Source organism: Frankia sp. AgPm24 (assembly GCF_023243055.1).
GTDB lineage: Bacteria > Actinomycetota > Actinomycetes > Frankiales > Frankiaceae > Frankia > Frankia umida.
In genome coordinates this window covers 103,186-125,722 of record NZ_JALKFW010000002.1, presented here as the reverse complement: position 1 = coordinate 125,722, position 22,537 = coordinate 103,186, and the positions used below count along the sequence as shown (strand labels likewise).

The following is a 22,537-nucleotide window of genomic DNA, read 5'->3' as shown; positions in this document are numbered from 1 at the left end:
GTAATCTGATGGGGTGTCAGTGATCAGTCTGGACAACCCGCGGGACTCGGCCGAACGGGTGGTGAGTGAGCTGCTGAGGGTGCCGCCGGCCGCCGACGAGCTCGGGCGGATATTTGCCGATCATGGCCACCGGCTGCATCTCGTCGGTGGTTCGGTGCGCGACGCCCTGCTGGGCCGCACCAGTGCCGAGGGTGTGGCCGCCAAGGTCCCGGCGGATCTCGACTTCGCCACCGACGCACGCCCGGAGCGGGTGCTGGAGATCACCCGCGGGTGGGCGGAGGCGACCTGGAGCGCGGGGATCGCCTTCGGCACGGTGGGCCTGGCCCGGCGCGGCCTGCGCTTCGAGATCACCACCTACCGCAGTGAGGCGTACGACCGCACCTCCCGCAACCCGCAGGTCAGCTACGGCGACAGCCTGGAGGCGGACCTGTCGCGGCGGGACTTCACCGTCAACGCGATGGCGGTCTCCGTCCCGGAACACGACTTCGTCGACCTGTTCGGCGGGATGGCCGACCTCGCCCGTGGCGTGCTGCGCACCCCGGCGAGCCCGGAGGCGTCCTTCGACGACGACCCGCTGCGGATTCTGCGGGCCGCGCGGTTCGAGGCGGTGCTGGGGTTGACCCCGGGGCCGGAGCTGGTCGAGGCGATGCGGTCGCGGGCACAGCGGCTCACGATCGTCTCCCCCGAACGTGTCCGGGACGAGCTGCGCAAGCTGATCGTCGCCGCCGACCCGGTGGCCGGGCTCGAGCGGCTGGTCGAGGTCGGGATCGCCGAGATAGTCCTGCCCGAGGTGGCGGCGATGCGGATGGAGATCGACGAGCATCACCAGCACAAGGACGTCTACGCGCACACGATGACGGTGCTGCGTCAGGCGATGACGTGCGAGGAGCCCGGTGCGCCGGACGAGGTGCTGCGCTGGTCGGCGCTGCTGCACGACATCGGCAAGCCGCGCACCCGCAAACACATCCCCGGTGGACGGGTGTCGTTCCACCACCACGAGGTCGTCGGGCGGGACATGGCGCGGCGCCGGCTCGCCGCGCTGCACTTCCCCAAGGACGTCACCGACGCGATCTGCCAGCTGGTCTACCTGCACCTGCGCTTCCACGGCTACGGCAGCGGCGACTGGACGGACGCGGCCGTGCGCCGGTACGTGCACGACGCCGGGCCCCTGCTGGGCCAGCTGCACAAGCTGGTGCGGTCGGACTGCACCACCCGTAACCGGCGCAAGGCGGCGGCGTTGGCCCGCACCTACGACTCCCTTGAGGAGCGGATAGCCGACCTCTCCGCGCGCGAGGAGATCGCCTCGATCCGTCCGGAGCTGTCCGGGGACGACATCATGGCCCTGCTCGGGCTGTCCCCGTCCCGGCTGGTGGGTCAGGCCCGCGCGCACATGCTGGAGTTCCGCTTCGAACGCGGGCTGGTCGGACCGGAGGCGGCCGAGGCCGAGCTGCTGCGCTGGGCGCGGGAGCACGAGGTGGCGATCCCGGGCGAGCAGGAGTAGTCCGGCGTGCCGGGGCCCGGCTCGGGCTCCGGCCTAGGCCTGGCCCTGGACGCGGCCCTGGGCGAGCGGGGGGCCGGTCTGGGCGGGTGGCACCGCCGATGCCGGTGGCGGCGCGCCGACGGCGTGGATGACCTGTTCCTCGGGGTGGCGGCGGGTCACCCGGTAGTAGACCAGCCCGGACAGGGCGTAGCCCGCGCCGGCGATGACGACCACGGCGGGTGAGCGCCCGTCATCGGGCAGCAGGATGGCGGCGACGGCCGCCGCGGCCACGAACGCGACGTTGAACAGCAGGTCGTAGAGGGAGAACGCGCGGCCGCGGTAGGCATCGGCGGTCTGCTCCTGGACGATGGTGTCCACGCAGATCTTGCTGGCCTGGGCGGAGAACCCGATCAGCGCGCCGGCGATGATGAGCGGCACCGAGGAGAACGACAGCCCGAACACGATCTCGACGATCCCGCCGAACACCAGCGACAGCGACAGCCAGCTCGACTTCGGCATCCGGGCGGTGGCCCGTGGGGTCACCACGGCCGCGGTGATGGTGCCGACACCGCTGGCGGCGACGACCGCGGCGAGCCCGGGTAGTCCGCCGGTGTCCCCGGTGAAGTGGTTGCGGTAGAGCAGCACTGTCATGACGAGCACCAGGCCGTAGGCGGCCCGGGAGGCGGTCAGCGCGCTGAGCGCCCGGCGGGCCGGACCATGACCTGCCAGGTAGCGCGCACCGTCGGCGAGGTCCGCGAGGACGACGCCGGTCTGCCGCCAGGCGCCCTGCCAGCCGACGGTGACCATGGGGCCGAACGCCGTGCGTGACGAGCGGCCCGCGGTCGTCGCGGCCAGCAGATAGGCGAGGCCGGCCAGGCCCGCCACCAGCGCCACCGCGGAGTCGTCCCCGCCGGCGAGGCCACGCAGGCCACTGCCGATACCCGCGCCGACGAGCGTCGCGATCGTGCCGGAGGTGACCGACAGCGCGTTCGCCCCGACCAGCCGGTCGAGGCCCACGACGACGGGCAGCCCCGCCGACAGCGCGGACAGGACGAACCGGTTGACGCTGACCGAGGCCAGGGCCACCACGTAGAAGTCGGCCCCGGTGTGGCCGAACGCGATCAGCGCCACCAGGACGGCCATCAGCAGCATCCGGACCAGGGAGCACACGACCAGCACCCGCTGGCGGGAGACGCGGTCCAGCACGATGCCGGCGAACGGGCCGACGACGCTGAAGGGCAGCACCACGACCGCGAGCGAGGCGGCCAGCGCCCCCGCGGACGTGGCCCGTTCGGGGGAGAACAACACATAGCTGACCAGGCTGGCCTGGAAGACACCGTCCGCCGCCTGGGAGGTGAGCCGGGCTGCGTACAGCATCCGGAACCCACGGTCACCGAGCAACGCCCGGAGGTTCGCTGACCATCCCACATCCGTCAGCCTAGGGCCCCCACGAACAACGCGGGCGGCACGGTCCCGCACCCGGGTCGGGATCCGTGTGATCCCACCTGGGTACGGTCTCGTGCCGCCCGCGTGTCAGGCCCGATCGGGCCCCCGCTCAGATCCCCCGCTCAGGCCCCCGGCCTGCGCGGACGCTCTGTTCGCGTGGAGACCGCGACTGCCGGCTGGTTCAGATCTCGCCCCGGATGAAGGCCTCGACCTTGTCGTGCGCCTCGCTGTCGCGGTACTGCTCCGGCGGCGACTTCATGAAGTAGGACGAGGCGGACAGGATCGGCCCGCCGACCCCGCGGTCCAGGGCGATCTTGGCGCAGCGCACCGCGTCGATGACCACACCGGCGCTGTTGGGGGAGTCCCAGACCTCGAGCTTGTACTCCAGGTTCAGCGGGACGTCGCCGAACGCACGACCCTCCAGCCGGACGTAGGCCCACTTGCGGTCGTCGAGCCACGCCACGTAGTCGGACGGCCCGATGTGGACGTTGTCCTTGCCGAGGTCGTGGGAGACCTGGGAGGTGACGGCCTGGGTCTTGGAGATCTTCTTGGACTCGAGGCGCTCACGCTCGAGCATGTTCTTGAAGTCCATGTTGCCGCCGACGTTGAGCTGCATGGTGCGGTCCAGGATGACCCCGCGGTCCTCGAACAGCTTGGCCAGCACCCGGTGCGTGATGGTGGCGCCGACCTGCGACTTGATGTCGTCGCCGACGATCGGCACGCCGGCCGCCCGGAACCTCTCCGCCCACTCGGGTACCCCGGCGATGAAGACCGGCAGGCAGTTGATGAAGCCGACACCCGCGTCGATCGCGCACTGGGCGTAGAACTTGGCCGCGTTCTCGGAGCCGACCGGCAGGTAGCAGACCAGCACGTCGGCCTGGCTCTCGCGCAGCGTGGCGACGACGTCCACCGGGACCTCGTCGGACTCCTCGATCGTCTCGCGGTAGTAGCGGCCCAGGCCGTCCAGGGTGTGGCCGCGGGAGACGGTGATACCCAGCGGCGGCACATCCGCGATCTTGATGGTGTTGTTCTCGCTGGCGACGATGGCCTCGGACAGATCGCGACCGACCTTCTTCGCGTCCACGTCGAACGCGGCGACGAAGGTCAGGTCGCTCACGTGGTACTCGCCGAGCTGAACATGCATCAGGCCGGGGACCGGCGTCGACGGGTCGGCGTCGCGGTAGTACTCGACCCCCTGGACCAGCGAGGCTGCGCAGTTGCCCACGCCGACGATGGCGACACGTACCGAACCCATGACGGTCTACTCCTTGGCTGCGATGTATACGGATCTGGGAATCACCTGGGCATGCCGCGTCACCGCGGCGCCGTCCGGCCACTGGACCGAGTCGACAGGACGCCCCGCGGGGGTGCTGCTCACGACCCGGCCGGGACCTCGTTGTCCGGGGGGCTGGGGACGGGGCTGGTCAGCGGTGCGCCGTCATCCCGGGTGGGGGAAGCTGGTTGCTGGCCAGCGGCTGGACCCTCCGTGACCGGGGGAGTCGCCACTGTGGATGAGCCTGTGGACAACCCTGTGGATCCTGTGGACAACTGTGGGCTCACCGTGGCCGCGGCCGGGGTGGCGGCCCGCTCCGTCTCGATCAGCTCGTTGAGCCACCGGACCTCGCGTTCCACCGACTCGAGGCCGTGGCGCTGCAACTCGAGGGTGTAGCTGTCGAACCGTTCGACGGTGCGGGTCAACGCCGAGCGGACCTTCTCCCGGCGCTCCTCGAGACGCCCCCGGCGACCTTCCAGGATGCGCAGGCGCACGGCGGCGTCCGTCTTCGCGAAGAAGGCGAACCGCACACCGAACATCTCGTCCTCCCAGGAGGACGGCCCACCCTCACCGAGCAGTTCGGCGAGCTTCTCCTTGCCCTCGCCGGTAAGTGTGTAGACGACCCGGCTGCGCCCGCCCAGCCGGGTGGACGCCCCGACATCGTCGGCGGTCACGTACCCGGACTCGGCCAGGCGGCGCAGACACGGATAGAGCGACCCGTAGCTGAACCGGTGGAACGCGCCCAGCAGAGCGGCGAGCCGCTTGCGCAGCTCGTAGCCGTGCATCGAGCTTTCGGACAGGAGGGCGAGCACCGCCAACTCCAGCACGGCCCACCTCCCTGATCGTGTCTGCGGTCGCGCCCTGGTTCAGGCGGTCGTGCTCGTTCTGGTCCTTCTTGCTCGTGCTGGTCCCTGCGCTGATGGCCCTGTCAGACGTTCGCGATCTTTGTTATGGCCGTGCGAATGTCGCCCCGACATATCGAAGCGATACATCGAGGATAGACGTCTACGGACGACTACCGCAACCAGAAATGACCAACCGGCGACGCGGAGATGACCGCGAGGGGCGTAATTCGGGTCACAGTGGCCTGTTCGCCTCAGGTCGGCCACCCGTTCACCCGGCCGCCGGACACGGCGATCGGAGGGACGGCGGCCGCCTCCGACGTCCCTCCGGCGGGGCATCCCTCGAAGCCCTCGCGGAGCCGTTCCGTTCGATGCCGATCTGTCTGGAGCGTCTGCCAGCCGGACGTCCGCGGCGTACCGTTGGAACATGCGGTCGCGGTCGGTCATCGACTACGCGCTCGCCCGCCGGGCGACGCTCGCGGACCTTCGAGCGGGCAGACTCTCCTCGCTCGACGTGTGCGATGCGCAGCCCTACCTGCTGCGTGCGGCGAAGTTCCACGGCGAACCGACGAAGAAGCCGTGCCCGGTCTGTCGCTGCGGCGAGAAGCTGATCCACGTCACCTACACCTACGGTGACGAGCTCGGCGACAGCTCCGGTCGGGCCCGGGCCACCCGGGAGCTACCCGCGCTCGCGGCCCGCTACAGCGAGCTACAGGTGTATGTGGTCGAGGTGTGCCGCCCATGTGGGTGGAACCATCTGACCCTGTCCTACGCGATCGGCACCGGCGAACCGAAGGCCAGGCGGGCCTCGCGCCGCCAGGCCGCCGACCCCTGAGCCACCACCCTCTCCTCCTTCCCACCAGCCGGTTCACCCTGGCGTACCGCGCCTGTCCGTCCGCAACCCGGCGGTCGCCTCGGGCGTCTGCACTCCAGACGGGGGACCGCGGGTGCCTGATCGGGTCAGGCCGCTCGGCCGCCCGGCGCGAGAGGGTGGAATCTGACGTGAGATCCTGGTCTGCCATGTGGGCGTCACGGCGTGTCCAGAGTCCGCGCAATCCGCGTGTGGTCCAGTGCCGTGGTCCGCTTGGTGAACGCCCGCGGGGGGGTCCGGTAGCCGAGCAGGCCCGTAGCAATGGATGGAGCGGTCGGTGAGCTCTCCCCACGACCCGAGTGCCTATCGGCCCGACGCGGACCGACCCCTGCCCGGCGACGGAGCACCCCCGCCCCGCCGCCCGCTTCCCCCGGACCGCCCGCTTCCCCCGGACAGCGGGCCTGCGCCGGACCGTTCGCCCGCGCCGGGGCAGTCCTATCCCGCGCAGTATCGCGATGGAGCCCGGCCGGCCCGTGGGGAGCGACCCGCCCGGCCGAGCCGTCCGGTCGCGCCGCCAGCGGAGCGCACCGCGCTGGTCCCCCCGACCGTCCGAGCCGCTGCTGGCGGGGATGCCCGCGGCGCGTCCGGGCCACCCGCTTCGGTGCGGCCGGTGTCATCGACCGGCGGCCCGGTGCCGTCCACCTCCGAGCCACGACTGTCGCGGCCGCCGCTGCCGCTGCCGCCGCTGCCGCCGCTGCCGCCGCTGCCGCCGCTGCCGCTGCCGCCGCTGCCGCCATCGCCATCGCCTGGGCGGTCGCCGTCGCCCGGGTCATCGTCGCCCGGGTCATCGTCGCCGGGGCCGGTGCCGTCCGGGTCGGCGGCCCGGGAGAGATCCCTGCCGCCTGGCTCGCGGGGAGGCTGGGTCCCGGGGCGCACGGCACCGGATGATGCCGCCGGGGTCCGCCCCGAGGGTGTCGGACGTGGCGGCGCCGGCCGTGACGCGAGGGCGCCGGGCACCGGGCACGGGGCCGCCCCAGGTCACCCGGATCCGGGCGCGACCCGGGCCGTCGCCGCGCCCGCGTCGGACCTCCGAGGCGGGCCACGTCCCGAAGCGTGGCGCCTGGACGGCTCCGGCGGGGACGAGCCGGGTGCGGTCGCGGGCGGTCGGGAGGCTTCGCGTCCTGGGGTGACTGGCCGTGGCACGCCTGGCGACGGGCGTCGCGGGATCGTCGACCGGCGGCAGGCCAGTCTTGATCGGGGAACCGGTACGGACCTCATCCCGCGCGACAGCGGCCGCGGTGCCCGTCCGGGCTCGAAGCCGGGGCTGAGCGCGCCCAGCGTCGCCGCGGACGCGATGTACGACACCGTCGACCAGGCGGCGCTGCGTCGTGTCGACGTGCACGAACGGACAGCCGACGCGACCGTCTACCGCAAGGTGGACCGGCCCGGTCCCGAGGGCACCGCGGCGGAGCGCACCGCGGCCGTGCGGTCCGGGCGGCCACCGGTTGACGAGCAGCGATCGGCACCGGCCGCCGCCACCCGCCGGGTGGCGGGGCGGGGGCAGCGGGACCGTCCCACGCAGTTGACCGAGCGAATGGCCATGCGGGTCGGTGAGGTCGGTGAGGTCGGTGCGGCCGGTGCGGTGAGTGAGCGAGGGACCGGGGCGGCGGGACGTCCGGTGGCGGGTCGGGGCGGCTCGCGTCGTCCCGGCGCCGCACGAGAGGGACGGCCCGGATCCGCGGCGCCGTCGACCCCGCGGATGGCCCGTGCCCAGGCGGGTGGCCCCGGCGGGCCCGACGGCCCCGCGCCGAGCAGGCGCCGCGGTGGTGGCCGCTCGTCCCGGCCGGGCCAGGGCAGTCGTGGCCCGATGTGGTGGCGGCGTCGGCCGCGGTGGCTGCGCCGGTTGGTGCTGGCCGGGGTGTTCTCCTCGGTCCTGCTGTTCGTCGCCGGCATCGCGGTGATCTACGCGGCCACCCGGGTGCCGCTGCCGGACGAGGTCAAGACCGCCCAGACCTCGATCATCTACTACAGCCCGACGTCGGCCCAGCAGAGCAACGGGGACGAGATGGCGCGGCTCGGTACGGTGAACCGTACCGACGTGCCGTTGTCCCAGGTCTCGAAGGCGATGCAGCACGCGGCGCTGGCAGCCGAGGACAAGCGTTTCTACAGCGAGCCGGGTATCTCACCGAAGGGCATCGCCCGGGCGTTGTACGTCAACCTCACCGGCGGTGATCTGCAGGGTGGATCGACCATCACCCAGCAGTACGCGAAGAACGCGTATCTCACTCAGGAGCGCACGTTCACCCGCAAGATGCGGGAGATCGTGCTCGCGGTGAAACTGGACCGCAAGTACTCCAAGGACAAGATTCTCGAGTTCTACCTGAACACGATCTTCTTCGGTCGGAACGCCTACGGGATCGAGGCCGCGGCCAAGGCCTACTTCAACACCACGGCCGCGCAGCTCACACCCGAGCAGGGGGCGGTGCTGGCCGGCCTGATCCGGTCGCCGAACTACCTGGATCCGGTGAAGAATCCCGGCCCGGCCGCCACCCGGTGGCACGAGGTGGTCGCGACCATGGCCGCGGAGGGCTGGGCGCCGGCGTCGATCACCAGCGCCCAGCCGCCGCCCGTCATCCCCAAGCCCATCCAGAACACCGCGGACACCTCTGCCCAGGTCGCCTACATCCGCGACGAGGTCGTCCGGGAACTGACGGCCGCGGGGATCACGGAGCAACAGATCAAGCAGGATGGTCTGCGGATCACCACCACGATTGACCAGAGCCGTCAGATCGCCTCCTTCCAGGCCGTCAACCAGGTGCTGAGCTCGGCGTACGCGGCGGTACCGGATCTGCGGACCGGCCTGTCCGCCGTCGAACCCGGCACCGGGCGCATCCTCGCCTGGTACGGCGGTTCGCTCTACGGCAAGGACGCCCAGGGTCGTGAGGCGTACGAGGACAACGTCTCGGGGGCGCAGGTGCAGTCCGCCTCGACCTTCAAGACGATCACGCTGATCGCGGCGCTGCAGAAGAACATCAACCTGAAGTCGACCTACGCGGCCCCGGCGAAGGCGTATCTCCCCGGCTATGTGGTGGAGAACGACGAGAGCGAGGGCGGCGACCTGGGTTACAAGAACCTGATCGAGGCGACCGCGGCCTCGATCAACACGGTGTACGTCCCGTTGGGTCAGACGATCGGCGTCAACAACGTCATCGCCACCGCGCGCACCCTCGGTATCCGCGACAGGACGGCACTGAAATCCGAGGCCGGTATCACCCTGGGGCAGGACAGCGTCTACCCCATCGACATGACGTCGGTCTATTCGGTGCTGGCCAGCAACGGCGTGCGGGCGACCCCGCACATCGTGGACAAGGTCGTCGACGGCAACGGCCAGGTGATCTACAGCGGGGCCGTGCAGAATCCCAAGCAGGTCATTCCCGCCGCGGTCGCCCGGGACGCCACCTACGCGCTGCAGAGCGTCATCACCGACCCGTCCGGCACCGGTCACCGGGCCGCGCTCGAGGGCGGTCGTGAGGCCGCCGGCAAGACCGGCACCTCGACGGACTTCCGGTCGGCCTGGTTCTGCGGCTACACCAAGGAGATCGCCTCCTGCGTGGACATGTTCCGTGGCGAGGGGCTGGTGTCCGACCAGCTGCGCGGCATTCCCGGCGCACCCGACGGGGTGTACGGCGGAACGCTGCCGGCGCGGGTCTGGAAGGCGTTCATGGACGCGGCACTCAGGGGTGTACCGAAATCCACCTTCGATCCCCCGGCGTTCGGGGGCATGGTGCAGGACAACGCGCCGCCGAGCCCGTCGCCGACCATCACCGCGGCACCGGATGCCAGCCAGGGCACCACCGGCATACTGGGTGACCTGTTCGGTGGCGGGGACGGCGCTGGCGGCGGTACCGGCACCACGGGCGGTGGTCAGCAGCAGGGGGGCACCCGCGGCGGAACCCGTCCACGCCAGACCGGCATCATCGTTGACCCCTTCGCTGGCGGGTGACCGGGCCGCGGGGGTGAGAATGGCGCGCATGGCCACGACACAGGCGTCACCCGCCCGCGTCAGCCCGGCTCGGGAGGACCCGGTCGTCGGGGGCGCGAGCCAGCTGATCGGCGGGCCGCCCGGCGCACACGCGGTCCTGCCCGGGCGGCGTACCTGGCTGACGCCGCTGCGGGTGCTGATGGCGCTGGTCATCCTCGCGTCCCTGCTGGGCTACGCGCAGAAGGCCAGCTGCCGGGACACCCGCAACTGGACGCACGAGTACCAGTACAGCGCGCTGTGCTACTCGGACGTGGTCGCCCTGTACAGCCAGGAGGGCCTCGTCGACGGGAAGCTCCCCTATCTGGACTATCCGACGGAGTACCCGCCGCTGATCGGCGCGGCGATGGCACTGATCGCATGGCCCGCGGGGCTCGCCTCCGGGCCGAAACCGGTCTATCGGATGGACAACGGCCAGCAGGTCGTCGACCACTACACGATGGACCGGCGATCCGCCGTCTTCTACGACCTCACCGCGCTGCTGTTCCTGGTCGCGGCGTGCGTGGCGGTGTTCTGCACGGCGCTGACCGCCGGTTCGCGGCGGGTCTGGGACGCGGCGCTGTTCGCCATCGCACCCGCGCTGGCCCTGCACCTGCTGACGAACTGGGACATTCTGGCCGTCGCGTTCGCGGCGGGTGGTCTGCTCGCCTGGTCCAGACGGGCCCCCCGGCTGGCCGGTGTGCTGCTCGGGCTCGGCATCCTGACCAAGCTCTACCCGGCGCTGTTCCTGCTCGGCCTGCTGTTTCTGTGCCTACGCGCGGGCAAGGTCCGCGAGTGGCTGAAGGCGTTCGTGTCGGCCCTGGTCACCGTGGTGGCGGTGATGGTGCCGCTGTGGCTGGTCGCCGGCTACTTCGACAAGGAGGCCGACCGGACCAGCAGTGGCATCCTCGCCACGTTCTGGCACGGCGGAAGCTGGCTGCGGTTGCTGGGGGGCGGCCCGGACGGGGCCCGCAACGCCCTGGCCCGCTTCTTCGACCTCAACTCCGAACGAGGCGCCGACTGGGATTCGGTGGCCTTCGGCGCCACCTGGCTCGCCGACCGCCACGACCCGGCCTGGTTCGGGCCGATGCACCTGGTCATCTGCCTGGTCACCGCGGTGGTGCTGATCGCGGTGACCAGCGCGCTGGTCGTCCACCGGCCGGACACGCTACGGCTGGTCATCGCCTCGGCGGTGGCCGCGTTCGGGACGATCGCCGTCGCCGTGCCGTACGTCCTCCAGGGCATTCGGGACCACGGCCTGGCCGTCCACACGCTCAACATCGTCACCGCCGCGACGCTGGTCGTGGCGGTGCTCGCGATCGGGCTGCTCACCTGGCTCGCGCCGCGCCGTCCGCGGCTGCCCCAGGTGCTGTTCCTGCTCGTCGTCGCGTTCCTGCTCAGCAACAAGGTGTTCTCGCCGCAGTACACCCTGTGGCTGCTGCCGCTGGTGGCGCTGGCCCGGCCGCGGTGGCGCCTGTTCCTGATCTGGCAGATCTGCGAGTTCTGGGTGATGTTCACCCGGTTCATGCACTTCATCTACAACGACACGCAGGGACGCCACGGCGTGGACCGCGGCTGGTTCGTGGGTGCCGTGGCACTGCGTGATCTCGTTCTGATCGTGATGGCCGGGTTCGTCGTGCGCGAGATCCTGCATCCACGGATGGATGTGGTCCGCGCCGGCATCGCGGGCACGGTCGCGCAACGTTGCGCCGCGGACAGTCCCGATGCCGGCCTCGACCCCGACCTGCTCGACGACCCGGCCGGCGGCGTGCTCGACCACGCCCCCGACGTCCGCGGCGGATGGCGTGGTCGCCCGACCCACCCCGCCGCCACGTCCGCCACGTCCGCCACGTCCGCCACGTCCATCACCGACATCACCGACACCACGGACGCCGCCACGGCGATCCCGGAGGTCGCCGTCACCGCCGTGAGAGCGACGAACGGTCCGGACGAGGCGGACCGGGACGCCGACCGACCGGCGTTGCGCCCACTCGAGCCCGGCGCTCTGTTCCGGCCGCGGCACCGACCCGACGCGGACTCCCCCGACACCACCGCGAACGGCAGCACCCTGGGCGGTGGCGACCAGGGACCCGCTGGTGGCTAGTTCCGCGGTGGAGGGCCCCGCGGTGGACGGTCCACCGCCGGACGGTCCACCGCCGCGCGGTTCGTCGGCGCACCGCGCGGCGCCGGACGGCAGGCGCTGGTCGCCGGTGCGGTCGGGCTGGGGGCGGGTGCCGCGGGCGGTCACGGCGACCCTGCCGTTGTGGTTGGGCAGCCGGTTCGCCGTCGCGTTGCTGTCGCTGGCCGCGGCGCGGGCGCTGAGCTCGGGTCCGGCGCGCGACGCCCCGGGACTTCGTACCCTGTGGGACCGCTGGGACGTCGGCCTGTTCACCAAGGTCGCCCGCTACGGCTATCTGTCCCCGGCGTACACCGACCGCACCGAGGTCGACTTTCCCGGTCTGCCGATCGCCATCCGGCTGGCCCATCTGGTCCTGCGCGACTGGATCGTCGCCGGACTCGCGGTATCGCTGCTGGCCGGGGTGGTCACCGCCGCGGCCCTGTGGCGCCTGGCCGCGGACGAGGTCGGCGAGCCGGACGCGCGGTTCGCCGTGCTGAGCCTGATCTGCTTTCCGTACGCGGTGTTCCTGTTCGCCGCCTACTCGGAGGGTCTGTTCCTGGCCTGCGCGACCGCCTCGTGGCTGGCCGCCCGGCGGGGACACTGGTGGCTCGCCGGCCTGCTCGGTGCCGGCGCGGCATCCGCCCGGATCAGTGGGATCGCGTTCGGGGTGGCGCTGGTGGTGCAGTACGTCGTCAGCCGCAGGGAGCAGGGGCGGCCGGTGTTCGCCCGGCCGGCCCTGGCGCTCGCCCTGCCGCCGGTTCCGGTGCTCGGCTACCTGATCTACCTGCGGGCTCGTACCGGTGGATGGTCGTCCTACACCGACGCGATGCGGGCCGGCTGGCACCGCTGGACCGACTGGCCCTGGTCCGGATGGGCGGCCACCTGGTCGTCCGCGACGAACGGCGACGGCTCGTCGGCGTTCGTCTGGTTCTGGCGCGGTGAGCTGCTGGCCGTCGTCGTCGGCGTGGCAGTGACGATCATCCTGCTGGTCGGACGTCGATGGGGCGAGGCGACCTTCGTCGGCGTGATGACCGCCATCATGGCGTGCACGAACTACTACGCCTCCGGGATTCGCGGCATCCTCGTCGCCTTCCCGCTGTATCTGCTGCTTGCCCGGGCCGCCGCCCGCCGACGCTGGGTGGCGTCGGTGTACCTGGGCATCTGCGCGCCGGTGATGGCCGTTCTGGTGATCGCGTTCACCCAGGGCCAGTGGGTTGACTGATCGGCGCGCGCGGCGCGCGGCGCGGCGCGGCCGGCCGGCGCCGACGTGGGACAGTTCGTCGGTGGGGCAGGTGTCCGTGGGGCAGGTGTCGGTGGGGCAGGTGTCGGTGGGGCAGGGGAGACAACAGCGGTGAACGCCGCGGGAGATCCGGTCGGCCAGGCGACGACGCCGGTCCGGACGGGGGAGCCGGACATGGTCGGTTGGTCCGCGGCGCGTCGCCAGGCCTGCCTGGCCGGGGCGATCGCGCTGCTGGCCGCGTTCGTGATGCTGGGGCTCGCGGTCGCCGACCCGTCGCCGTCGCGCCATGTGCGCGGACTGCTCGTGACGATCGATGTCGTCCTGCTGGCCGGGGCGGCCACCGCCTGGCTGCGCGTGGTCCTCGCCCTCGGCGGGACGCGGCGCGAGCCGACACGGGAGGACACGCCGCGGGACTGACCGGTCGGCACGATCGAGTAGACTCGCCAGGACATGCCGTGCCCTGGCGCATGTGCCCGTTCGCTGGTCAACCCCGATGTGCGCGATCAAGTTCCGCTCGATCGCGCCCGTTGACGGGTTGATGCGGGTGGTCTCGTGTACCGCTGGTCGTCCGGATGTGCCGGTCGTGCGATCGCGCTGTGGATCGTGGGCGTCCGGCTCGTCCATGCCGATGCGGATCCGGAGCGCGGTCCCTCCTGCCACGGATGATCCGTGGCCGCTGAGTCCACAGGAGGTGGGTTCACCCTTGGCACGCCATTACGAGCTGATGGTCATCCTCGATGCAGACCTCGAGGAACGCACCGTCGCGCCGTCCCTCGACCAGTACCTCGGTGTCGTCCGACAGGGCGGCGGCGTGGTGGAGAAGGTCGACATCTGGGGTCGCCGCCGGCTCGCCTACGAGATCGCGAAGAGCCACGAGGGCATCTACGCGGTCATCGACCTGCACGCCGAGCCGGCCGTGGTCGCCGAGCTCGACCGGCAGCTCGTGCTGAACGAGTCGGTCCTGCGCACGAAGGTCATCCGGCTCCCCGAGCCGAAGCGGCCCCGCCAGAGCCGCCGAGTGGCGGCATGATCCGGTCCACGGCGACGGCATCGCGTCCGTCCGCCCTGGCCATCGACATCAGGGAGGGTGGGCATGGCCGGTGAGACTGTCATCACGGTAGTCGGAAATCTGACCAGCGACCCCGAACTGCGGTTCACGCCGAACGGCGCAGCGGTGGCGAGCTTCACCGTCGCTTCCACGCCGCGCACGCTGGACCGTCAGTCCAACGAGTGGAAGGACGGGGAGGCGCTGTTCCTGCGCTGCTCCGTCTGGCGGCAGGCGGCGGAGAACGTCGCCGAGTCGCTGCAGAAGGGCGCCCGGGTCATCGTGTCCGGTCGGCTCAAGCAGCGTTCGTTCGAGACCCGTGAGGGCGAGAAGCGCACAGTGATCGAACTCGACGTCGACGAGGTCGGCCCGAGCCTGCGCTACGCGACCGCCAAGGTCGTCCGCGCCGCCCGTGGTGGCGGCGGCGGTGGCGGCGGGTACGGCGATGGTGGCTACAGCGGCGGATCCGGTAGCGGATCCGGTGGCCCGGGTGGCGGCTTCAACGCGCCAGCCGCGGCTTCCGTGCCGTCCAGCGGTGGTTCCAACAGCGGCTACGGCAGCGGTGGAGCACCGAACGATGACCCCTGGTCGCAGCAGCCGGCCGGTGGCTACTCAGACGAGCCTCCGTTTTGAGCGGGCGGTCGTCGTCATCGAGGACGGCACAACGAGGTAGGAGCACATCCATGGCCAAGGCGGCCGTGCGCAAGCCCAAGAAGAAGGTTTGCGTGTTCTGCAAGGACAAGGTCGAGTACATCGACTTCAAGGACACGTCGCTGCTGCGTAAGTACATCTCCGACCGAGGCAAGATCCGCGCGCGTCGGGTGAGCGGCAACTGCAGCCAGCACCAGCGTGACGTCGCCACCGCGGTGAAGAACAGCCGCGAGATGGCGCTGCTGCCCTACACCGCCTCGGCGCGGTAGGGGGTTCCTCGATGAAGCTCATCCTGACTCAGGAGGTCCCCGGGCTCGGCAGCCCGGGTGACATCGTCGAGGTAGCGAACGGCTACGGACGCAACTTCCTGGTGCCGCGCAAGTACGCGATCCTCGCGACCCGGGGCGCGGAGCGCCAGGTCGAGCAGATCAAGCGGGCCCGGTCGGCTCGGGCGGTCCGCGACCTGGACCACGCCAACGAGATCGCCGGCCAGCTCGGCGGGCTCAAGGTCGAGCTGACCACCCGGGCGGGCAAGGAAGGCCGGTTGTTCGGTTCGGTCACGGCGGCCGACGTCGTCGCGGCTGTCACCGCGGCCGGCGGCCCCGAGCTGGACCGTCGTCGGGTCGACCTGACCACGCCGATCAAGACCCTCGGCGCGCACACCGTCTCGGTGCACCTGCACCCCGAGGTGACCGCGTCGCTGAAGGTCCAGGTCCGCAAGGCCTCCTAGCCGGCTGCCTGGCTCTGTTGTCCACAGGGCCCGGCGACGGTTTCGCCGTCGGGCCCCCGCATGCGGGGGCCCGACGCACAGGCACCAGCGAACTCCCCCGGGGTCGCCGCACCGCGCCGGTGCGGCCCCGGGGGAGTTCCACGTTGCGGGGAGAGATCGGGGAGTTCGGGGGAGGTCAGCGGTGTTTGGGCCGCGCTCGCCCGAAAATTTTTCCATGGATTGTTATCCACATGTCCGGCGCGGAAGGTGCGCGGTGTAGCTGGACTTCCGCCACCTTGCGGGAGTCGTTGTCCACAGCTACGCACCAACTGTCCCGAGCTTCTCCCCAGGATCCGGCCCGTTGTCCACATCTTATCCACAAGGCCCTGTGGATAACTCTTTGGCGGTGGTGGCTGCGATCCGTAGGGTCAGGCCCTGACACACCGCTCGGCGTGCCAGGTTGACCACCTCCCCAGAGTATACGAACATATGTTCGATACATGGGTGCGGTCAGATCGGAGCCGACTGGCCCGGTCGATTCGGGAGGGGGCCTCGTGAGCGTCACCGAGATCTCGCGCGGCGCGGGCGGTCCCGCGGAGTTCGACCGGACCCCGCCGCACGACCTCCCCGCCGAGCAGAGCGTGCTCGGCGGCATGCTGCTGTCGAAGGACGCGATCGCCGACGTCGTCGAGGTCCTGCGGATGACGGATTTCTACCGCCCGGCGCACGGCCTTATCTACGAGGTCATCGGTGATCTCTACGGCCGCGGCGAGCCAGCCGACGTGATCAGCGCGGCGGCCGAACTCGGCCGCCGCGACATGCTGGAGCGCGTCGGCGGCCCGGGTTATCTGCACACGCTGATCTCCAGCGTGCCCACCGCGGCGAACGCCGGTTACTACGCCCGCATCGTCGGCGAACAGGCGATCCTGCGCCGCCTCGCCGAGGCCGGCACCCGCATCGTGCAGCTCGCCTTCGGCGCCGCACCCGACGTCAGCGATGTCGTCGACCGGGCCCAGGCCGCCGTCTACGAGGTCACCGAGCGGCGCACGAACGACGACTATCTCCCGCTGGGTGACCTGCTCAACCCCGCCCTGGAGGAGATCGAGTCGATCGCGGGGCACGAGGGCTCGCTCACCGGTGTGCCGACCGGTTTCACCGACCTCGACGAGCTCACCAACGGCCTGCACGGCGGCCAGCTGTGGATCGTCGCGGCCCGCCCGGCCGTGGGCAAGGCGTTGGCGCTCGACACACCGCTACCCACGCCGAGTGGTTGGACGACGATGGGCCGCGTGGCCGTCGGTGACCAGCTGATCGGCGCCGATGGCCGGCCAACGCGGGTTGTGGCCGCCACCGAGGTGATGCACGGCCGGCCCTGCTACGAGGTCGAGTTCTCCGACGGGTCCGTGATCGTGGCTGACGCCCAGCACCAGTGGATCACCGAGACGAGGGCGGATCGCCGTCGCGTCATCGCGGATCGATCTGGCGGCCAGGTCCGAACGCTCACCCGGCCGGTCACGACGGAAGAGATCGCACGCACCCTCCGTTGCCAGCCGGCGGATGGTCGAGCCAACCACGCGGTGCGCAACGCCCGTCCTTTTCAGCTGCCGGCTGTCGAGCTTCCCCTGGACCCCTACCTGCTCGGGGCGTGGCTCGGTGATGACACGTCCGCCGCGGCCACGCTGACCTCCGCGGATCCCGAGATTCCCGCGGAGATCCAACGACGTGGTTATGACGTGCCAGCCAGCACCACGGCCAGGTATCGATACGGGCTGCAACGTCGTCGAGCGTCGCCGCAGGAGCGGACGTGCATGGTGTGTGGCCGTGCCTTCAGCAACGCGATGCCGCAGGTACGCACCTGTGGCCAGTCCTGCGGTGGCAAACCGCGCTTCCTCGCGGAGCCGCTGGCACCTCGTGCGTGCGTGGACTGCGGTGGGCGCACCACAAGCAATGGTCCGCGTTGCCGCTCCTGCCATGCGCGGGGCGGAACAGTGCAGGCCCGGCTGCGTTCGTTGGGCGTGCTGGGAAACAAGCACATTCCGGCTTCCTACCTGCGGGCCTCAGAGCAGCAGCGGCGCGATCTTCTGGCCGGCCTGCTGGACACCGACGGCACCATGTCAGCCAACGGATCGACTGCCCAGTACACGTCGACCAGCGCGCGACTTGCCCGAGATGTCCGTGAGCTCATCCTTTCGCTGGGATACCGGGCCACCATCTCGACCAGGCGGGTGCGGGGTAGCTCGGAGGCGAGTTCCACCTGTTATTCGATCAGTTTTGCGCCTCAGGACCAGGTCTTTCGGCTGGCCCGCACGGCACCGCGGCTGCAGCCGACCGGTTTTCCGGGGGTCGGGCTGCGCTACATCACAGCCGTCCGGCCGATCCCGTCAGTGCCGGTCCGCTGTGTCGAGGTCGATAACGCGGAGCATCTCTACCTGGCGGGTGAGGCCTGTATTCCGACGCACAACTCGACTCTGGGTCTCGATTTCGCCCGCGCGGCGTCGATCAAGAACGGGATGACCTCGGTCATCTTCTCGTTGGAGATGAGCCGCATGGAGATCACCATGCGGCTGCTCTCCGCCGAGGCGCGGGTGTCGCTGCAGAACATCCGCACTGGTCGGCTCACCGAGGAGGACTGGGGTCGCCTGGCCCGTCGGATGGGTGAGGTGGCCGAGGCGCCGCTGTTCATCGACGACAGCCCGCACCTGACGATGATGGAGATCCGCGCCAAGGCCCGCCGGCTCAAGCAGCGCAACGATCTGCGTCTGGTCATCCTCGACTACCTGCAGCTCATGTCGTCGCCGAAGAAGGTCGAAAGCCGCCAGCAGGAGGTCAGTGAGATCTCCCGGTCGCTGAAGCTGCTGGCCAAGGAGCTCGAGGTGCCGGTCGTCGCCATCTCGCAGCTCAACCGTGCCTCCGAGCAGCGCGCCGACAAACGCCCCCAGGTCTCCGACCTGCGTGAGTCCGGCAGCCTCGAGCAGGACGCCGACGCGGTCATCCTGCTCTACCGGGAGGACGCGGTGGAGAAGGAATCCGCCCGCGCCGGCGAGGCTGATCTGATCATCGCCAAGCACCGTAACGGCCCGACCGGCACCGTCACCGTCGCCTTCCAGGGGCACTACTCCCGCTTCGTCGACATGGCCAACTGACGCGGCCCCGCCGGTCCGGCCGGCCCGGCCGGGTTCCGGTCGCGCCTGCCTGCCCGGCTCACCGGTCGGGTCGCTGCCGGTTGTGCCCGGATGTCCGCCGTGGTGCCCACTGGACGCCGCTACGGTGACACACTGGACGCACCATGACCTGGGTGGCCGGCCAGGCCACCGGCCCGACCGTGGGACGCGAGGAGATGCCAGGTGAGTGACGACGCGAGCGGCGCGGCCGTGCAGGACTCCCCGCCACCGGCCACGTCGGCCGTGCTCGAGGTCGCCCGGTTCGAGATCCGACCCGGCACCGAGCGGGCCTTCGAGGTCGCCTTCGGGCAGGTGCGGTCCGAACTGCTGGGCACCTCCGGCTGCCGCGGCGCCCGGATGACCCGTGGTGTCGAGTCGCCGTCGACCTTCGTGTTGCTCGTCGAATGGGACACCCTCGACGCGCACCTGGTGAACTTTCGGGAGTCCGAGTCGTTCGTCCGGTGGCGGGCGGCCCTCGGGCCGTACTTCGCCGCGCCGCCGGATGTCGCGCACTTCGCCGACGTCCGACCGGATCCGTCCTGAACTCGGCTGACCGGGCCGGCCCCTGACCATGGCGAACTTCTTTGGCTTTCTGGTCGTCGCGCCGATGATGGCGGCGATCATCGGTTTCGGTATCTGGCTGTTCCCGGCGATCCTGATGCGCGACCGTGTCCGCGAGTTCCGCATCCGGCCGTTCGCCTTCTTCGTCACCGGCTATGTCGCCACCTTCCTGCTGAGCATCTACCAGATCTTCGCCGTCCACTCGGTGGGTCCCTTCGCCGGCACGGTCGCCTCGCTCGGGCTTGTCTGGGTGATCCGAGACCAGTGGCGTCGGCGTCGGCCGCCCTCCGATCGGCGCAAGGCCGCCGGACAACAGCAGCCCGGCCAGGCGGGGCCCGTCGGCTATCCAGGTCAGCCCGGCTTCCCTGGGCAGGCCGGCTTCCCGACAGGTCAGCCTGGCTATCCGGGTCAGCCTGGCTTCCCGGGTCAGTCTGGTTATCCGGGTCAGTCTGGTTATCCGGGTCAACCAGGATTCACGGGCCAGCCGGGTTACGGAGGCCAGCCCGGGACCGGTGGTTTTCCGGGGCAGACCAGCTCGCCCGGCCAGGCGGACGGGGCGGGACGGCCGTCCGGGCATGGAGCAGAGGCCGCTGATCGCGGCGGCTCGGAGACGCACGAGAACGCGTCCACAGGGTCCGGGGAATCCCGGCCGGCGGGCGTCGACCCGGCCCCGGAGTTGCCGCCACTCGACGAGATTCCGGAGATCCCGGACTTTCTGCCCGACTTTGATGCGCTGCCTGCCGCTCCCGACCCGCGGCGACCCGGCGGTTCCTCGTCTCGAGGCCCGAGCGGGGAGCGCCGCGAACCCGGCAAGGATGAGGGAACGTCCGCCGGCCAGAGCGATCCTGGCGCCGGACCCGGGCCGGCCGCCGACGGTCGCGGGTCCGGACGGCGGATCGCCGGCTATCCCTTCGCGGCTCCCCCTCCTGACGGGGCTGGTGGCACGCCGCCGCCGGATCCGATGGACCCGGACGACTGACGCCGCCACCGCCTTACTCCGCAACCGGTCCGAAGCAGGATCCGTCCACGCGGGTCGTCGCGGGAACAGGCCAACGGGATCGCTGGTCCCGGAAGATCTGTCAGGGGCGTGCGGCAACGTGATGGCGGGTCGCGTCGTCACGTCCGCCATGTGGCGTACCGTCGGGTCATCACCCATGACCGCGTCAGCGGCCGATCCGGACCATTGCGCGACGTGGCCGGTGGCACGTGGCTGTCGGCCCTGGTCGGTGCTGGTCGGGGTGATGCCCGTTGCCGATGTGATGCCCGAGGTCGAGATGCCTGCACTGCGTTCCCGAACGACCACGCACGGCCGGAACATGGCTGGTGCCCGTGCCCTGTGGCGGGCGACCGGCATGACCGACGACGACTTCGGTAAGCCGATCATCGCGGTAGCGAACAGCTTCACCGAGTTCGTCCCGGGGCATGTGCACCTGCGCAACCTCGGTCAGGTGGTGGCCGGCGCCGTGGCGGAGTCCGGTGGGGTGGCGCGTGAGTTCAACACGATCGCGGTGGACGACGGAATCGCGATGGGGCACGGCGGGATGCTGTACTCGCTGCCGTCCCGGGAGCTGATCGCGGACAGCGTCGAGTACATGGTGAACGCGCACTGCGCGGACGCGCTGGTCTGCATCTCCAACTGCGACAAGATCACGCCCGGGATGCTGCTCGCGGCGATGCGGCTCAACATTCCCACGGTGTTCGTCTCCGGCGGCGCGATGGAGTCCGGCAACGCGGTGATCTCCGGGGGCACGGCGCGGGCGAAGGTCGACCTGATCACGGCGATGTCAGCGGCGGTCAGCCCGGACGTCTCCGACGACGACCTGTCGTCGATCGAGCGGTCGGCCTGCCCGACCTGCGGCTCGTGTTCGGGCATGTTCACCGCGAACTCGATGAACTGCCTGACCGAGGCCATCGGACTGTCACTGCCGGGCAACGGGTCGACCCTGGCCACGTCGGCGGCGCGGCGCGAGCTGTTCCTCGAGGCCGGCCGGGTGATCGTCGATCTGGCCCGGCGGTACTACGAGAAGGACGACGAGGCTGTCCTGCCGCGATCGATCGCGTCCGTGGCGGCGTTCCGCAACGCCTTCGCCGTGGATGTGGCCATGGGCGGGTCGACGAACACCGTGCTGCACCTGCTCGCCGCCGCGGTCGAGGCCGGTGTCGGTGTCACGCTCGCCGACATCGACGAGATCTCCCGGCGCGTGCCGTGTCTGTCCAAGGTGGCCCCCAGCTCCACGCTCTACCACATGGAGGACGTCCACCGGGCCGGCGGAATCCCGGCCATCCTCGGTGAACTCGACCGGGCCGGCCTGGTCGACCCGAACACCCACTCGGTGCACGCGGCGAACCTGCGTGAGTTCCTCGACCGCTGGGACATCCGCGGGGCGAATCCGTCGCCGGACGCGATCGAGCTGTTCCACGCCGCTCCCGGCGGGGTGCGCACGATCGAGCCGTTCAGCTCGACGAACCGCTGGGAGTCCCTCGACACCGACGCCGAGAACGGCTGCATCCGCTCGGTCGAGCACGCCTATTCGTCGGAGGGCGGCCTCGCGGTGCTGTTCGGCAACCTCGCCGTCGACGGCGCCGTGGTGAAGACCGCCGGGGTCGACGAAAGCCAGTGGACGTTCCGCGGCCCGGCGCTGGTCGTCGAAAGTCAGGAGGACGCGGTCGACGCGATCCTGACCAAGCGGGTCAAGGCCGGTGACGTCATCATCGTCCGCTACGAGGGGCCCCGCGGCGGTCCGGGCATGCAGGAGATGCTGTATCCGACGGCGTTCCTGAAGGGCCGTGGCCTCGGTCCGAAGTGCGCGCTGATCACGGACGGGCGGTTCTCCGGCGGGAGTTCGGGCCTGTCGATCGGGCACGTCTCGCCGGAGGCGGCGCACGGCGGCACGATCGCCCTGGTCCGCGATGGCGACATCATCGAGATCGACATCCCGACGCGGCGCCTGGAACTGCTCGTGTCGAACGAGGAACTGGCCCGGCGGCGAACCGAGCAGGAAGCCGCCGGTGGCTACCGGCCGGTGGGCCGGGAGCGGCCGGTCTCCGCGGCGCTGCGTGCCTACGCGGCCATGGCCACCTCCGCCTCGACCGGGGCCGCACGGGACGTCTCCCTGCTCGGCTGATCCTGATCCTGGGTGGGGCCCGCCCGGTCAGGCGGGCCCCACCCACCAGGCCGGCA

The 22,537-nt window shown here is 70.9% G+C and carries 18 protein-coding genes; 14 read left to right on the top strand and 4 right to left on the bottom strand.

Features of this window, described 5'->3' with window-relative positions; translation table 11 throughout:
• Positions 1-19 precede the first annotated feature (19 nt).
• Entirely contained in the window at positions 20-1,501 is a 1,482-nt protein-coding gene (locus MXD61_RS01385; RefSeq protein ID WP_248810985.1) for a CCA tRNA nucleotidyltransferase, read from the top strand.
• A 33-nt stretch (positions 1,502-1,534) separates the two neighbouring features.
• On the opposite strand, the gene MXD61_RS01380 is transcribed toward MXD61_RS01385, so the two are convergent.
• The 3 genes from MXD61_RS01380 to MXD61_RS01370 form a co-directional block, all read right to left on the bottom strand.
• Positions 1,535-2,908: an MFS transporter gene (locus tag MXD61_RS01380; protein WP_248810983.1), complete on the bottom strand. Its 1,374-nt coding sequence runs from the start codon at positions 2,906-2,908 to the stop codon at positions 1,535-1,537.
• A 199-nt stretch (positions 2,909-3,107) separates the two neighbouring features.
• Positions 3,108-4,181, bottom strand: a complete 1,074-nt coding sequence (locus tag MXD61_RS01375; RefSeq protein WP_248810981.1) for an inositol-3-phosphate synthase — start codon at positions 4,179-4,181, stop codon at positions 3,108-3,110.
• A 119-nt stretch (positions 4,182-4,300) separates the two neighbouring features.
• Positions 4,301-5,026: a PadR family transcriptional regulator gene (locus MXD61_RS01370; RefSeq protein WP_225438128.1), complete on the bottom strand. Its 726-nt coding sequence runs from the start codon at positions 5,024-5,026 to the stop codon at positions 4,301-4,303.
• 442 nt (positions 5,027-5,468) lie between these two features.
• Here MXD61_RS01370 and MXD61_RS01365 point away from each other — a divergent pair, with 442 nt between their 5' ends.
• Positions 5,469-5,876, top strand: coding sequence for a DUF5318 family protein (locus MXD61_RS01365; protein WP_248810979.1), 408 nt, complete (start codon positions 5,469-5,471; stop codon positions 5,874-5,876).
• Between the two features lie 471 nt (positions 5,877-6,347).
• On the opposite strand, the gene MXD61_RS01360 is transcribed toward MXD61_RS01365, so the two are convergent.
• A complete protein-coding gene (locus tag MXD61_RS01360) occupies positions 6,348-6,788 on the bottom strand; it encodes a hypothetical protein (protein ID WP_248810977.1) in 441 nt (146 codons plus the stop codon).
• A gap of 250 nt (positions 6,789-7,038) precedes the next feature.
• Between MXD61_RS01360 and MXD61_RS01355 the strand changes: the two genes are divergently transcribed.
• The 12 genes from MXD61_RS01355 (at position 7,039) to ilvD (ending at position 22,481) form a co-directional block, all read left to right on the top strand.
• The gene (locus MXD61_RS01355; protein WP_308222660.1) at positions 7,039-9,855 is read left to right on the top strand and encodes a transglycosylase domain-containing protein; all 2,817 of its coding nucleotides are present in this window, start codon (positions 7,039-7,041) and stop codon (positions 9,853-9,855) included.
• Between the two features lie 19 nt (positions 9,856-9,874).
• On the top strand, positions 9,875-11,974 hold the full coding sequence (locus MXD61_RS01350; RefSeq protein WP_248810974.1) for a glycosyltransferase family 87 protein: 2,100 nt from the start codon (positions 9,875-9,877) through the stop codon (positions 11,972-11,974).
• A 106-nt stretch (positions 11,975-12,080) separates the two neighbouring features.
• The gene (locus tag MXD61_RS01345; protein WP_248811067.1) at positions 12,081-13,211 is read left to right on the top strand and encodes a glycosyltransferase family 39 protein; all 1,131 of its coding nucleotides are present in this window, start codon (positions 12,081-12,083) and stop codon (positions 13,209-13,211) included.
• A gap of 129 nt (positions 13,212-13,340) precedes the next feature.
• Positions 13,341-13,646 carry a hypothetical protein gene (locus MXD61_RS01340; protein WP_248810972.1) on the top strand — a complete coding sequence of 102 codons (306 nt, stop codon included), beginning with the start codon at positions 13,341-13,343 and terminating at the stop codon, positions 13,644-13,646.
• 286 nt (positions 13,647-13,932) lie between these two features.
• Positions 13,933-14,259 carry a 30S ribosomal protein S6 gene (gene rpsF, locus MXD61_RS01335; protein ID WP_263864012.1) on the top strand — a complete coding sequence of 109 codons (327 nt, stop codon included), beginning with the start codon at positions 13,933-13,935 and terminating at the stop codon, positions 14,257-14,259.
• 63 nt (positions 14,260-14,322) lie between these two features.
• A complete protein-coding gene (locus tag MXD61_RS01330) occupies positions 14,323-14,907 on the top strand; it encodes a single-stranded DNA-binding protein (protein WP_248810970.1) in 585 nt (194 codons plus the stop codon).
• 50 nt (positions 14,908-14,957) lie between these two features.
• Entirely contained in the window at positions 14,958-15,194 is a 237-nt protein-coding gene (gene rpsR, locus MXD61_RS01325; RefSeq protein ID WP_009741495.1) for a 30S ribosomal protein S18, read from the top strand.
• Between the two features lie 11 nt (positions 15,195-15,205).
• The gene (gene rplI / locus MXD61_RS01320; RefSeq protein WP_175087939.1) at positions 15,206-15,655 is read left to right on the top strand and encodes a 50S ribosomal protein L9; all 450 of its coding nucleotides are present in this window, start codon (positions 15,206-15,208) and stop codon (positions 15,653-15,655) included.
• 479 nt (positions 15,656-16,134) lie between these two features.
• Positions 16,135-18,777, top strand: a complete 2,643-nt coding sequence (gene dnaB / locus MXD61_RS01315; protein WP_308222659.1) for a replicative DNA helicase — start codon at positions 16,135-16,137, stop codon at positions 18,775-18,777.
• Between the two features lie 201 nt (positions 18,778-18,978).
• Positions 18,979-19,338, top strand: coding sequence for an antibiotic biosynthesis monooxygenase family protein (locus MXD61_RS01310; protein ID WP_248810968.1), 360 nt, complete (start codon positions 18,979-18,981; stop codon positions 19,336-19,338).
• Positions 19,339-19,366: 28 nt separating this feature from the next.
• Positions 19,367-20,335, top strand: a complete 969-nt coding sequence (locus tag MXD61_RS01305) for a hypothetical protein (RefSeq protein WP_248810966.1) — start codon at positions 19,367-19,369, stop codon at positions 20,333-20,335.
• Between the two features lie 295 nt (positions 20,336-20,630).
• Entirely contained in the window at positions 20,631-22,481 is a 1,851-nt protein-coding gene (gene ilvD, locus MXD61_RS01300; RefSeq protein WP_248811063.1) for a dihydroxy-acid dehydratase, read from the top strand.
• Positions 22,482-22,537 lie beyond the last annotated feature (56 nt).